The organism is Lujinxingia sediminis, from assembly GCF_004005565.1.
Lineage (GTDB): Bacteria > Myxococcota_A > Bradymonadia > Bradymonadales > Bradymonadaceae > Lujinxingia > Lujinxingia sediminis.
In genome coordinates, this window is sequence record NZ_SADD01000001.1 from 1,143,796 (window position 1) to 1,157,109 (window position 13,314).

Annotated in this window: 15 protein-coding genes; 12 read left to right on the forward strand and 3 right to left on the reverse strand. The window is 63.4% G+C overall.

The genetic code is table 11. The features are described from left to right. The first annotated feature begins 16 nt into the window (after positions 1 to 16). Genes EA187_RS04690 through EA187_RS04735 form a run of 10 tightly spaced genes read left to right on the forward strand, consistent with a single transcriptional unit; the run spans position 17 to position 9,451 of the window. Complete coding sequence (locus tag EA187_RS04690; protein WP_115602675.1) at positions 17 to 643, forward strand: thymidine kinase; 627 nt, start codon at positions 17 to 19, stop codon at positions 641 to 643. Next, positions 640 to 1,182, forward strand: a complete 543-nt coding sequence (gene hpt, locus EA187_RS04695) for a hypoxanthine phosphoribosyltransferase (RefSeq protein ID WP_115602674.1) — start codon at positions 640 to 642, stop codon at positions 1,180 to 1,182. Before EA187_RS04690 ends, hpt begins: the two co-directional genes overlap by 4 nt. A 51-nt stretch (positions 1,183 to 1,233) precedes the next feature. After that, entirely contained in the window at positions 1,234 to 3,000 is a 1,767-nt protein-coding gene (locus EA187_RS04700; protein WP_115602673.1) for a HEAT repeat domain-containing protein, read from the forward strand. 8 nt (positions 3,001 to 3,008) lie between these two features. Further along, on the forward strand, positions 3,009 to 4,973 hold the full coding sequence (locus EA187_RS04705; RefSeq protein ID WP_127779332.1) for a DUF4388 domain-containing protein: 1,965 nt from the start codon (positions 3,009 to 3,011) through the stop codon (positions 4,971 to 4,973). Then, a complete protein-coding gene (locus EA187_RS04710; protein WP_127779333.1) occupies positions 4,957 to 5,502 on the forward strand; it encodes a hypothetical protein in 546 nt (181 codons plus the stop codon). Before EA187_RS04705 ends, EA187_RS04710 begins: the two co-directional genes overlap by 17 nt. Before the next feature lie 17 nt (positions 5,503 to 5,519). Next, positions 5,520 to 7,520 (forward strand): protein kinase domain-containing protein, encoded by a 2,001-nt coding sequence (locus EA187_RS04715; RefSeq protein WP_127779334.1) that lies wholly within the window; start codon positions 5,520 to 5,522, stop codon positions 7,518 to 7,520. Positions 7,521 to 7,536: 16 nt separating this feature from the next. After that, positions 7,537 to 8,079 carry a tRNA (adenosine(37)-N6)-threonylcarbamoyltransferase complex ATPase subunit type 1 TsaE gene (gene tsaE / locus EA187_RS04720; RefSeq protein ID WP_127779335.1) on the forward strand — a complete coding sequence of 181 codons (543 nt, stop codon included), beginning with the start codon at positions 7,537 to 7,539 and terminating at the stop codon, positions 8,077 to 8,079. Positions 8,080 to 8,091: 12 nt separating this feature from the next. Beyond that, positions 8,092 to 8,565 (forward strand): hypothetical protein, encoded by a 474-nt coding sequence (locus EA187_RS04725; RefSeq protein ID WP_115602668.1) that lies wholly within the window; start codon positions 8,092 to 8,094, stop codon positions 8,563 to 8,565. Then, positions 8,562 to 9,212 carry a CPBP family intramembrane glutamic endopeptidase gene (locus EA187_RS04730; protein ID WP_127779336.1) on the forward strand — a complete coding sequence of 217 codons (651 nt, stop codon included), beginning with the start codon at positions 8,562 to 8,564 and terminating at the stop codon, positions 9,210 to 9,212. Before EA187_RS04725 ends, EA187_RS04730 begins: the two co-directional genes overlap by 4 nt. Beyond that, complete coding sequence (locus EA187_RS04735) at positions 9,209 to 9,451, forward strand: hypothetical protein (protein WP_115602666.1); 243 nt, start codon at positions 9,209 to 9,211, stop codon at positions 9,449 to 9,451. Before EA187_RS04730 ends, EA187_RS04735 begins: the two co-directional genes overlap by 4 nt. Before the next feature lie 21 nt (positions 9,452 to 9,472). Here the strand turns inward: EA187_RS04735 and EA187_RS04740 are convergent, their stop codons facing one another. Further along, positions 9,473 to 10,351 (reverse strand): TIGR02757 family protein, encoded by an 879-nt coding sequence (locus tag EA187_RS04740; RefSeq protein ID WP_127779337.1) that lies wholly within the window; start codon positions 10,349 to 10,351, stop codon positions 9,473 to 9,475. A 102-nt stretch (positions 10,352 to 10,453) separates the two neighbouring features. On the opposite strand from EA187_RS04740, the gene EA187_RS04745 reads away from it, so the two are divergent. Continuing rightward, positions 10,454 to 10,708, forward strand: a complete 255-nt coding sequence (locus EA187_RS04745; RefSeq protein ID WP_241250161.1) for a TIGR04563 family protein — start codon at positions 10,454 to 10,456, stop codon at positions 10,706 to 10,708. Between the two features lie 122 nt (positions 10,709 to 10,830). Beyond that, entirely contained in the window at positions 10,831 to 11,259 is a 429-nt protein-coding gene (locus EA187_RS04750) for a hypothetical protein (protein ID WP_127779338.1), read from the forward strand. On the opposite strand, the gene EA187_RS04755 is transcribed toward EA187_RS04750, so the two are convergent. Further along, a complete protein-coding gene (locus EA187_RS04755; protein ID WP_241250175.1) occupies positions 11,256 to 12,830 on the reverse strand; it encodes a carboxypeptidase-like regulatory domain-containing protein in 1,575 nt (524 codons plus the stop codon). The two genes, EA187_RS04750 and EA187_RS04755, sit on opposite strands and share 4 nt — an antisense overlap. A 5-nt stretch (positions 12,831 to 12,835) precedes the next feature. Then, positions 12,836 to 13,261 (reverse strand): hypothetical protein, encoded by a 426-nt coding sequence (locus tag EA187_RS04760; protein ID WP_127779340.1) that lies wholly within the window; start codon positions 13,259 to 13,261, stop codon positions 12,836 to 12,838. Positions 13,262 to 13,314: the final 53 nt, after the last annotated feature.

A 13,314-nucleotide genomic window follows, 5' to 3' on the forward strand; every position in this document is an offset into this window, starting at 1 on the left:
GCCCAGCGACCCCCCTATGATTCTTCAGCCCCGCGATGTCGGTTGGATTGAAGTCATCTGCGGACCGATGTTCTCCGGTAAGACCGAAGAGCTGATCCGACGGCTCAAGCGTGCGAGCTACGCTCGCCAGAGTGTGCAGATCTTCAAGCCGGCCATCGACGACCGCTACGATGAGAGCGCGATCGTCAGCCACAGTCAAATCTCGCTGCCCAGTGTGGCCGTCAAAAACCTCGATGAGCTTCGTCACGCGCTCGACCCTCAGGTCGATGTCGTGGGCATCGATGAGGTGCAGTTCTTCGATGAGCGCGTGATCGACTTCTGCGAGGAGCTTGCCGATGGCGGCCGTCGCGTGGTGGTCGCCGGGCTCGATCAGGACTACCGCGGCCAACCCTTTGGTCCGATGCCGGGATTGCTCTCGGTGGCCGAATACATCACCAAACTGATGTCGATCTGCATGCGTTGCGGCAACCCCGCTCATCGCAGCTATCGCCTCTCTGAAGATCCCCAACAGGTGCTGGTGGGGACCGCCCAACAGTACGAAGCCCGCTGCCGGCGCTGCTTCACCGAGGGATACCCCTCGCAGAGCGCCGCGGCGTCCAAGCCCGCAGAACACCAACGTATGGAACCCCGAGGTCGTCGATGAAAGCTCCCAAGCGCAAACTCAAAGTCCTTATCTCCGAGGAGGAGATTCAGAAGCGCTGCCGCGAGCTCGCCGCGCAGATCAACGAGGACTTCGCCGGAGACTCGGTGCACGTCATCGGCGTGCTCAAGGGCTCGTTTATGTTTCTCTCCGACCTGGTCAAGCATCTGACCATCGATGTCTCAATCGATTTTCTGGGGCTCTCCAGTTACGGTTCAAGCCAGGAAACGAGCGGGGTGGTGCGTATGACCTCCGATCTGGCGTTGCCCATTAAGGGGCGCAACGTCATCATCGTTGAAGATATCATCGATACCGGCCTGACCATGAAGTATCTGGTGGAGAACCTGCGCACGCGCATGCCCGCTGATCTCAAGGTGTGTACGCTCTTGTCGAAACCCTCCAATACCCGCGAAGATGTGCCCCTGGATTATGTGGGCTTTACCATCGGGGATGAGTTCGTGATCGGCTATGGGCTCGACGATGCTGAATTTTCGCGCAACATCCCCTACATTGGGGTCGTTGATTTCGATTCGCAGGATTAAACCAGCCCCCTCACCTTGAGAGGACGAGGGCGCGCTCTGAGGAGAGATGCAATGTCGAAACGAGCTATGGGACACTCGAAGACCGGGACGCTACTTGCCATGGTGGGCGCGGCGACGATCTCGCTGGGCGCGCTCGCTGGATGTGAGGCGCCGGATTGGGAGAACCCCGATTACGTCGCGAAGATGCTCAAAGATGGCGAGTCGGCAGAGAAGTCGCTCGCGCTGGAGAACCTGCGTAAGTTCCCGGAAGATCGCTACAGCGAGGTCGCTCCGGCGCTTGTTGAGATCTACATGGCCGGGGAGCGCGACGCCAAAGATGCGATGAGCTACCTGGTGCAGTGGCGGGTGTCGGAGGCGGTCGACGCCTACATCAAAGAGATGGAAACCGATGCGGCCGGCTACGCCGGTGCGGCCGCCGAGGCGCTGGGTATTCTCGATCATCGCGCGGCAGTCCCGAAGATGATCGCCGCGCTGCAGGCCACCGACAACAACGAGCGCAAGCAGGGCATTCTGCGCGGGATGGCGCGGATGTCGGACCCGCAGATGGTCGCTCCGATGGTGGAGCTGCTCAAGCTCGACGCCGACAACTTCCCGATCGCATTGCACGCTTACGCCTGCGAGATCCTGGGTAACATCGGTCAGGAGAACCCCGGCGCGGTCAACGAAGAGGCACGGGATATGGTGGTGCTCGGGATGTTCTTGAGCAACAACACCAACCAGAACACCAACCGCGAGTGTGGCCTTGCCGCCCAGCAGATTGGCCCGACGATGGTGCCGCACCTGGTGAAGACCTTTAACGGTGAGCACCAGGCGGTGAATCAACTCCTGCTCAAGTACAACCAGGGACCGGACTACGCGTTCCCGGCCAACCAGGCCAAGCTGGTGAGCGCGATCCGTCTGGGGTCGATGCGCGCGCCGGAGGCGGTTGAACTCTTTATGGCCGATCTCAAGAGCGAGAAGAGCGCGCCGGAAGCGCTCTCCGGCCGCCAGTCGGTGAGCTGGCGCCTGAAGGAGGGCAACGCCACCGATGAGATGATTCTCGCGCTCGGTGATCTGGGCAACCCCCAGGCCCGCGAGTTGCTTGAGGGCATCGTCGGCGTCGAGTTCGTCAATGATGAGTGGGACGAGATCACCGACGGGCTCATCGAGCTGCAGCTTCGCCAGGATGCGGCCACTGCGCTGGCTCGCCTGGGCGATCGCGCCGCACTTCCCGCGCTGATGGAGATGGCGAAGAAGGGCGTGATTGTGGATCTGGAGAAGCGCTTCGTGATGCTCGCGCAGAACGGGCAGCCGGGCAAAGAAGAGGAGCGCTACCAGTTCAACTGGATGGTCGCTCAGGCCTACGCGATGCTCGCCGAAGCGGAGCAGCGGGAGACCTACCAGGGGCTGATCGACGCCACGGATGAGGGTGGGCTTAAGGAAAAATACAAGAGCTTCCTTCCGGCCTTCGACGTGGCTGCTGAGTGTGGTGGTGCCGGTGATGCGGCTGCCCAGGCCGCTTGCTACGGCACGAAGGTCGAAGACGAGAATGAAATCGTGCGCGCCAAGGCTGCCTACGAGTTGAGCCGTCTTCCCGCCGAGGTGGCGTCGCCCGTGGTCGCCGAGGCGCTCTCCACGCAGAATCTGGAGACGCGGGAGCTTTTGACCTTTGCCGGCTACCGGGTCGCGACGCCCGCGCTGGCCGAGGCCGTCGGCACACTTCTCGAAGAGGAGAAGGGGCGTAGCAATGACGCCGCACGCCGCGATCGCAACCGTCTGAAGCTCCTGCACGCCTACGCTTTGCGTTCGTCGCAAGGGAGCGCCCAGGCTGCGGAATAAGGGGTTTCATGAGCCTGTCACCTCGCCCGAGCGTGGCGCTCCTTGAGGGGAACGCCACGCTGGCACGCATCATCAGCGAGACGCTTCGAGCCAGTGCGCTTGAGGTCGTCACGCTCAGCGGTCCGCCGCCGGGCGCCGAAGGCGCCCGGCTTGTGATCGTCGACGTGGACAGCGCCGGGGTGGATGCCCGGCGCTGGCTGCATTTTTGCGAGGAGCGCCAGCTGCCCGTGCTGGTGTGTGGGGTGGCCAGCTCGCGTGCCCATTTTGCGCAGTATCCCTGGCTTGGGCGTCCCTTTACCACCCGGCAGCTCGAGCGCGTCTGTGAAGAGCTTTTGCGCGAGGGCGGGCCTTCGCGCCGCTCACACTCGGTGCCCGGTGCTATTGAGGTTCGCGATCCGGTGACGGTGGAGATGGAGGGCGAGGACGCCTCCGACCTCGAGGTGGAGCTGGGGCTGAGTCCGGGAACTCTGGGGGGGCATGTTTTTGACGACGACGATCTTCTGGAGATGATCGACGTCGACACCACCGGATCCATGATCCTGGAGATTGAGGATCTGCCCGGAGGGCTGGGTCAGGGCGGTGTTTTGGTGGGAGGGGCCCGGCGCGAATCGCTGGACGCGGCTCGGCTGGAGGCGGAGCGCTCGCGGAGCGCGGAGGTCGACGTAACGATCGATGAGGTGATCAGCCCCTCGACTTTCCCGGAAGTTCCGGCTGGTGTTGAGGTTCCGAGCTACGGTGGGGATGCCACAGCCATCTCGGTGGTTGCCCCTACCCACCAGGTCGATCGGGTCACTTTACACCAGGTCGCTCATCTGCTCGCTGAGCATTGGGAGCGCGTGGGTCTGAGCGCCCGCTCTACCGACCGGGCGGAGCGCCTGGAGCGTCTGCTGGCTGCGATGCTCGACGGGGGAATCGACCGGGTGGCGGAGGAGCTCAGGAGGGTGCCCAATGCACGAGGGTTCTCCGGGCAGCTCGAAACGCTTTCGGTCGTCGATCTGCTGCATACCCTGCGTGAACGCCGACTTCGAGGACGACTGGAGGTGAGTCTGCCCGGTCGCAGCTTCGTGCTTTACGTCGATGGTAATCTGCTCCATGAGATCGAGTCGCTTGGCGAGAGCACCGATGGGGTGCTCCTTGAGGTGTTGCGTGCCGAGGGGGCGGTTGATGAGGTTATCTACCAACGACTCTCCCATGATCTGCGGACCGGGCAGTTCTACGATGGGCCACTGGAGATGTTCTTGCGCAGCGAGCAGATCGTCGATGATCTGCGGCTGCTTGATGCCCGTAAAAGTCGAGCCAGACGTCTTCTCCGTGAGATCTGCGGCGGGCGACGCGGCGGCTTTGCCTTTATCGAAGTCGCCCGTGACTCGAGCTTTGCCTGGCCAACCCGCGGACTCGATCTGAAGATCGACACCTTGCTTCTCGAGATCATGCGCGAGGTGTCGATGGATACCGGTCATTCTGAGGCGACCGCGCGGACCCGCCTGGTGCTTGACGCCGGACGGGCTGCCAGCGTCGATCCTCTGGCGCTCACCAGCGATGAGCGTCAACTGCTCAACTTCTTTGAAGAGGGGCAAACGCTGGGAGAGGCTCGCGCGCATCTGGCAACCACCGGAGAGGAGTCGGTCGACCGGGTCGTTCAGCGGCTAAAGCGTATGGAGCTTCTCAAGCGTAAATCCAGCGCCGGGGAAGTTATCGTGAGGCAGCCCACCGGGCCCCATGAGCGTCCTACGGCGGTGAGTAACTGGGAGATCGACATTCCCGACCTCGATCGCACCCACCACATTGAGATGGGCACCGCCGAGAGCGCTGATGAGGAAGAGACCCATCAAGAGCGCGGTTTCCTGGCTGGCGCTCCGTTCGAGGACGACGCCGGCATGAGCTGGGATCAGGAACTCGACTCGATCTTCCGTCGGGCCGCTGACACCGCCGAGTTTGATACGCAGGGACGAGATGATGACGACACGAAGTAAGCTGCGTTTTGCCGCGCTGTGCGTGGCCTCCATGGCCGCATGTTACAGCGGCTGTCAGGCCGAAGAACCGGGGCCGGAGGAGGTCTTTCGGGGCTTTGTTGAAAACATCTGGCGCGGCCAGGATGCGCTGGCCCTGGAGGCCGTCCTTCCGGCGACGCGTGCGCGTCTTCTGGAGCCACTCGACGACGTCGACGAGCAGGTGGGGGAGGGGCACGGATTGACGCCTGTCGACATGCTGATCGTGACGCGTCTGGATAACCCTCATGAGCTCAAAGAGGTTGAGATCGTTGGCGAGCATCCCGATGCGCCCCAGGAGGGCACCCGCGTGGAACTCGCCCTTCGCATGCTCGACGATCGTCAGGGCAACGCGACGATGGTCTATCAGGGCGGTCGCTGGTACGTTGATTTGCCCCTGGATCAGGTGGACACCAGGCAGGTGCTCGTGCCCCTGCACCTCGAAAAAGAAGGGCCACAGGCGATGCCCGAAGAGCAGCCTGAGGCCAGGGAAGACACCGAGCACTCCGAGTAAGAAGGGAAGGTTGAGCGATGAGTGAGTCTTCGAATAAGCCACCGCGCGTTCCCCCGCCGCTTACGCCGGCCGGGCGTAAACCCTCTGCGTCTGGCGCGCGACCTCCCGGACCGCCCCCCAGGCCCGCGGTTCGGCGTCAGGCTCCCGGTGTTCGCGGGAGCACCCAGGCGCCCGAGGCCGCTACGCTGAAGACAGGCGATGCGGTTGGCGGGCGCTTTGTGGTGGAGCGCTACCTGGGCAGCTCCGGCGGCGGCGTCAGTTACCTGTGCAACGATCGGCAGACGCAGTCGTCGGTGGTTGTGAAGGTGCTGGAGATGCCTTTCCCGGGTGACGACGCCTTTGCCAGGCTCAGCGCCGATGTGCGTCTGGCGGGCAGCATTGAGCATCGCAACCTCACCGGCGCCGTGGGTATGGGACGCACCCAGAGTGGCGAGATTTTTATCGCGATGGAGTTCGTGGAGGGCTCTACGCTCTCGCAACTTGTGGCGCAGAGACGCGAAGAGGGGCGCACGCTGAGTATTCGCGACACCTTCACGGTGCTCGCGCATGTCTGCAGCGCGCTCTCGGCGGTGCATGAGCGCAAGACCAGCCACGGCGTGCTCACGCCCTACAACGTCTATGTCAACAAGCAGGGCGTGGTGAAGGTGGGGAACCTGGCCTTCGGGCGTATGGTCAGCACCTTCCTTCACGGACGCGGTGAGGGGGCCTTCCACGACAGTATCTATGTGGCGCCGGAGGTGGCCGAGTCTCCGGCGAACCTGAGCGCGGCCGCCGACCTCTACAGCCTGGGCATGATCGCTGCCGAACTGCTCAATCCCACCGGGCTTCCCAGCGATCGCAAGCAGGCCCATGAGATGGCCCTCGACGGGCTGGCCAAATACCCGCCAGCGCTCTTCAGCCTCGTCTCGGCCTGTCTCTCCGGAGATCGACGTCAGCGCCCGGCCTCAGCGCAGCATTTCCGCGATGAGCTTGAGGAGATCGCTCGAGACGCCGGTGCACGCCTGAGCGGCGTGGCGCCTCCCGGCGCGCTGCCGGTGGAGCCGGCTGTGGTTGAGAGCGAGGAGGGCGACAGCCTCTTTGATCTCTTCGATGTGGGCGATATCGCCCCGCCGCCGGCCGATGAGGCCGAAGCGGAGCGCTATCTGGTGCAGAAGAGCGGCCTGGATTACGGCCCCTTCACCGAAATTAAGATCCTTGAGCAGCTTCGCGCCGATGAGATCGACGAGAACTCGCTGGTGCTCGATCGTTTTACCCAGCAGCGCTGTCGGCTTATTGAGATGGAGGCGTTTAGCGCCGAGGTCAAGGCGTACATCCCCGAACGCGAGGAGCGCCGGCGGCGCGAGGCCGAGGCCCGGGCCGAGCTTCAGCGCAAGGTCAAGAAGGGCGGGCTCGCCGCCCTGGTGGTGTCCATTGTGGCTGGCCTGGTGGTGTTGGCAGCGATGGGCTGGTTCTGGCTGCAGCAGCCGGACCCGGAGCCGATGCCGCTGGAACAGGCATTTGCCTCACTGGACTACACCTTCTTGCCTCCTCCCTCGGAATTTCAGGCGGTCGCGGTGGACTCCGATCTTTTGCAGAGCATCTTCAATCCTCGTGCAAGCCAGGAGGAGATCGCGCGTACGCTCAAGAAAGTGCGGGGCGCCGGAGGCAAGCGGGCATCCGCCGGGGGCTCGGCTGCCGGAGCGTCGGGGCCGCGTGAGGCCGATGTTGATATGGCCAATTTCTCAGGCTCCGCCAAGCACCTGAGCGACCAGGAAATCAACCGCGTCATTATGAGCGACTTCAACGCGATGACCGATTGCATTCGCTCCGAGCTTAACCGAAACAGCTCCTTTAAGGGGCTGACCGTGCAGTTCTTTATCCGTCCCTCCGGCACCACCGGGGGCGTGCAGATCAAGGAGAGCAAGTACCAGAGTCGCGAGGTCGGCCAGTGCATGATCCAGCGCTTCCGCGCGATGAAGTTCCCGGAGCACGGTGCCATCTCCAATCGCGGTGTGGAGTTCCCGCTCTACGTGCAATGAGCGGGCAGGTGGCATCATGACGACACGCGAGCGCCCGAGCTTTGATCCGGGTGAATACACCGGCCTGATTGTCGTGCCTCGCGTCGAGCTCGCGCTCGACGGCGAGGCGGCAACGCTGCATCTGGGGCGTGCGCTCGGGCGTGGGTTGCACGAGCGTGGTGAGGGGTTTCTGGGGCTTGTGGGCGACCTCGGCGCGGGCAAGACGACCTTGATCAAGGGGCTGGCCGAAGGCATGAGCATCGCTCCCGACGAAGTCTCAAGTCCCACCTATGCACTGGTTCAGGAGTACGGACGCGATGCGGAACTCGTGCATATGGATCTCTACCGGCTTGAGCATGTCGATGATCTTGAGTCCCTGGCCTACTGGGACTACATCGACCGCCCCGAGACGTTGGTCTGCGTGGAGTGGCTCGATCGCATCCCCCATGCCTGGCCCGGGCAGGGCGTGATCGTGGAGCTTGGGCACCGGGGCGAAGGCCGCCAGGCCCGCATCTTTGCCAGTGAAGCGTTTGGATCGCTGGTCGATCGCGTCGGCTCCAAATTCGACGATATCACCTGAAGGATTTCCCCCATGAGCGCGACCCCCAACGACACCCCGACCCCCCAGGCGGAGGTGGTGCTGCCGGTGCCTGCCCGACGTAAGATCGAGGCCCGCCTTCGCACCCGCTACCACGCCTACCTTCGCCCCGGTGAGCGCATCGCGCTGGAGGTGGAGGAAGAAGACGACTTTGTATTTGGCCGTCTCAAACTTACCAGCGCCGATAAGCGTTTTGCCCTGGAGCTTGAAGGCGCAGCCATCATTCAAGACCAGGACGCAGCTTTTATCGCGGCGACCTCGCCACGCGATCGTTTGCTGGCCGTGATCGAATTTCTGGCCGATCAGCTCAACGACTACTTCCGGGTGCAACGCAACCAGCGTTTTCATCTGGACTGGCGTAAACACCCGTGCAGCGGGCTTACGGTGCGTTTCCGCGGCATTGAGCGCTCACCCGAGTTGGAAGCGCGGGCCGATCGCCTTCTGGGAGAGACGTCGGAGGAGTTTTGAGTCAGCGACCGGATGAGCCTCAACCGGGTGCCGCACCCGGGGTCCTGGCAGCGCTGATCTTCTACGGCGGGATGCTGGGCGTGGCCTGGCTCCTGGGCGTGGTGTGGCTGGACTTAAATCTGCTGGTCTGGCCTGAGAAGGTGCAGGGAACCACCGCGATGCACGCTGTACTGGGCGCGGGAGTGGGGCTGGGAGCCGTCGTCGCATCGCGTCTTGTGGAGCGGTACACCACCTGGGGTCGTAAGCTCGGAGCTGGGTTCGGGGCTATGCTGGGGGCAATGTCCCCGGGGCAGATTCAAGTTCTGGCGTTGACCAGCGGCGTAGCCGAAGAGATTTTTTTTCGCGGTTTTTTGCAGCAGGCCTTCAGCACAGCCGGTTGGTCGGGGGCCTATGGCGAGTGGGTGGGGCTTGGGCTTGCGAGCATTGTTTTCGGGCTTATTCATATCGGTCCAGAGCGCGAGACCTTCCGTCCCTGGACGTATATGGCGTTGGGACTCGGGGCGCTCTTCGGGCTGATGTATCTTTATACCGGATCGGTACTTGGGCCGGTGATCGCGCATATTACGATCAACTACTTTAATCTGGAGCATATCTCCCGGCAGGCGCAGACGTCTGCTGAGAACTCCAGTCCCGAGGATGAGCGATGAACCCGGTGGTGGTGATCACGACGGTACAACCAGGGCTGATCTTCTGGATTGCGACGATCGCGCTCTTTCTAGGCATCGCACTGGCGGCGATCGTCTCACCGGGACGGCGTTGGTTCGAGCTGACGGTGATTCTCGCGCTGGCGATGCTTCTTTTCGGCGCAGCCGGGTTTGCCTTCACCCAGCTGGTATTGGGCTATGACGTTGTGGTGGTCGACGCGATCGCCACCATGCGCGGCTAGCTTCCAGGGCGGGGGCGACGCTCAGAGCGTGCACGCGTCCTCAATCGGGCATCCGGGGCAATGATCCTCGGAGCGCCGGTGGATGCAGCGCCGCCCGATGCCCAGGTGGCAGAGCGCGAAGTCATATTTGAGAGGATCTTCGGGGTCGAGCGCCGCCAGCCTTTCGGAGACCTCAACGGCTGCCCGGGCATCCAGGCTCTTGCGGGAGAGAAGTCCCAGGTAGCGGCAGAGACGGCTTGTGTGGGTGTCCAGGGGCATCACCAATGCGTGCGGGGCAAGCGATGGCCACAGTCCCAGGTCGATGCCATCGGGGCCACGGCTCATCCAGCGAAAAAACAGGTGCAGGCGCTTGCAGGTGCTGCCATCGGCCGGATCGGGCAGCAGGTAGCGAAACCCACGGGTGAGTTCCCGACGGTGGCGACGCTGGCGCAGGGTTTGTACGAAGTGGGAGGCGGCCTGCAGGTGATGCGCCCTGGCGAGCGTGCCTGCGTCCTCAGGGCGATCGGTGTCGTGGGGAATGCGGGCGCGGTAGAGCGCCTGGAGGCTTCCCTCCCGGCGTAGTGTGATCCCAAGCGCGACCGCGAGATCCGCCAGATCCTCGCCGCGGGTCATGCGGTAGGTGAACGCCGGCCACCGGGTCACAAGATCTTCCAGTGGGGTCACCCGGAGCGTGTGGGCGGGGTGGGGGCCAAGAGGCGCCAGTGCCTGCACGATCGCATTGCGCAACACCTTGACCTGTCCGTAGGCCAGAGAGCTGGCAAAGAGCGCGGCCACTTCCCGGTCGTCGTCGTTTTCGTACTCCCAGACCCGACCCACAGGATCGTGGTCGCGACGGGCGAGGTGGTCGCATTCGGCGATTGTTTCTTCAAGCAGGGCTTTAAGTATGGGGGCGTTTTTCATGGAAATTCGGTGTGAGAATGAAGGCGAGAAATTCTTTTAGACAAAATTTTTGACCCTCGGCCAGCCTCGCATAGGGTGTGCCTTCGATGTGGGAGAGGCGCGGTGGAACGCGGCCTCACCCTGGCACCCGACGATGCGCCCGAAGTCACGGAGGACTCAATGGCCACCAAAAAGAAGATGACCCTGTACCTGCCCGAAGAGCTTCTCAATGAGATGCGGCAGGAGGCCCTTCGCCAGGATCGCTCGTTGAGCTGGATCATGGAAGCTGCCTGGAAGGTCGCTCGGGAGCGACTTCGTGAGATGCCCGGGGTCGAGGAGCTCTACGAAGACTACGAAGACTACGAGGCCGCCAGCTAAGCGGACCTTGAGAACGTGCATGACGCAGGGATGGGCCGCCGGGGCGATTGCGCCTGAGCGGCCCTTCGTTTATGGAAGAGGCATCGTTAAGCGTGCATTCCTTCCGATCCGACGAGATGCCCATGGCCGAAAAGACCCCGCCGAGTTCGACCGCGTTGAGTCCGCGTGAGCAACGCCTCCAGAGCGTGACGCGTAAGGCGCGGCGACTGGGTTATGTGTTGTTTTTCGGAACTGCGGTGCTGGTCTTTTTACCGATTACCATCGGGGCTTTCAGCGGACTTCGCTCCGGGCAAGTCTGGGATCCATTTACCGGAGAGCAGGTCGGGGCCACCTCGGTGGAGCATGATTGCCGGCAGGGCGCCACCGGGCTTTTGATGGAGGCCGGCCGCCTCACGACGTTGAGCGCGTCCTGGGAGAATCGCCATCGCCGCTGGGTGACCCGCTGTAAGGGTGAGGAGCCTGTGGCCTTCTCGATGTTGCGCAGCGCCCGCAGTGAGCTTCGGCGGGGAGAGTCTGAAACGGCTCCAGATCCAGAAGTTAAGATGGACTAACGCAGCTCTTCGAGCGCAGGTGCCGGTACGATGAGTTGGTAGCGGCCGCTGGTATCGGTGCGGCCCTCGGCAAGGATCTCGCCAGTTTCGGGGTGTGTGAGCTGTACAGTGATGGCGCCGGTGCTGTACTGCGGATGCTCAAGCTGTCCACGAACGATTGTGGGGGCAGCCAGGCGCCAGAGCAGGGTGGGGCTCTGGGCGTTTGCGCTGAAGGTTTCGACCTGGCGCGGCTGCCCCAGATTTGCCGGAGGTACGATCGTGACGCGGTAATCTCCGGCGGGAAGTCGTGCCGACCAGCTGCCATCATCGAGCGTCGCGATGCTTCGGGAGAAGTCCGACCTCTGGAGGGGCTCCATGCGAAGGCGCGCTGACGCAACCGGCGCGCCGCTACTGTCGACGACACGACCGGAGAGCTCAGGTCGGGCATCGAGTTCCACCGTCGTGCTCAGGCCTTCGAGAAGGTTCGTCTCGATGGTGGTCGCTTCCAGGGCACTCTCGGCCGGCGGACGGACCCGCAATGCATACGTCCCGGCGAGCAGCCGGGCGCGGGCTCGGCCCCCGGAATCGACCGGGATGGGCAGCAGCAGCTCTCCGATGCCCAGGGGCGCTCGAGCCTCAATCGCATAGGTTGACCAATCTTCTGGCTCGAAGTGCGTCGCGCTCTGCAGTCTGACCTCCAGCTGAAGCAACTCGATGAGCCAGTTGCCCAGGTGAAAGCGCCCCGAGTCGCTCTCGGGGCCAAACGCGTCTTCAAAGGTCGCCTGCGGGATCAGTGCGTCGGGCTGCGCCGGGCTGACACGAAGGTCATAGCTACGAGCGTCGTCCGGCGCGAGCAGCGTAAAATCACCAAGACCATTGGTGATCGCGGTGGAGGTGGTCTGGCGAGATTCGGGGTCGATGCCGATGACCCGCGCGCCTTGCACGGGAAGATCGAGGAGGTCGAGCGGAAGTCCGGAACGTCGGACCAGGCGACCGCGGAGCTCTCGGAGCTGGGAGGTTGGTGGTACATCAAGGGTACGTGCACCATCCTCCTCCACCGAGAGCGTGCCCAGATCGTAGCGCGGCAAGTCGCCGCCATCCGGGACCAGGATGATCGCGTAGTCACCGCGTCCCAGCCGGAGGGTGGTGCGACCCCCGATCACGCTGCCCTGGGGCTGCGCTTCGGAGAAACTCTCTTCGGGAATGGCCACAAGGGTGGCGCTGCGCTCCGGCGAGATCCCCTCGACATGAAGTTCGAGGGTGACGAGCTCTTCGACCGCCACCGAGGTACCGCTCACCGGCCAGGCCTGGGCGCTGATCTTTTGCGGGGCGATGTTCGACGCGCTTGATGGCAGGATGGTCAACCCGTAGCGCAGCGTGGCCTCCGCGACCGGCACCACGCAAAGCTCAAGCTCGCATCGCCGCTCCGGGGGGCACTCTGCGTCGCTTCGGCATTCACCGTAGAGCACCGTCTGCTCATCGTCAGGAACCTGGGGCTCAGCCGGCTCGCGGGGGCCACAGGCCGCTGCGCAGAGTCCTGTAAGCAGGCTCACAAACATCCAGGTGGGAAGCGTGGAAGCCTGGGAACGCATCGTCTTCACAGCACCTCCGTGCACAGGCCGGGCCGAAAGCGCAGCTTCCAGCTATGCGAAACCATGAACCCGCCCGGGGCGACTTCGACCTCCGAGCCGGTCACGCGCACAAAGCGCCGGTCGGCCACGATAAGCCAGATCGTTTCATCGTCTGTGTCCCGAAGGCGTACGCTGCACGGATCGATGCGTGTGGTCACACGCTCATAGACGTGAAAGATCTCGCGATGGCGGGGATCGCCCGGGACTGCGACGACCTCGGCCTGCTCCAGCAGGCCGCTGTGTTCGCCCATCCAGACATAGTAAAGCGCGTCTTCTTCATTCGGGTCGAAGAGGCCTTCGGCCGCCAGTGTGATCTCGCGCGCCGTCTCGACACGCACCACGTCGAGGGCCGGTGAGACGAAGTCGCGATCGATAAAGGGGGGCAGGTTCACGGGGGCTTCCTCCACATGCAGCGGCGATCCAACGCAGCCACTGAGTAGCAAAG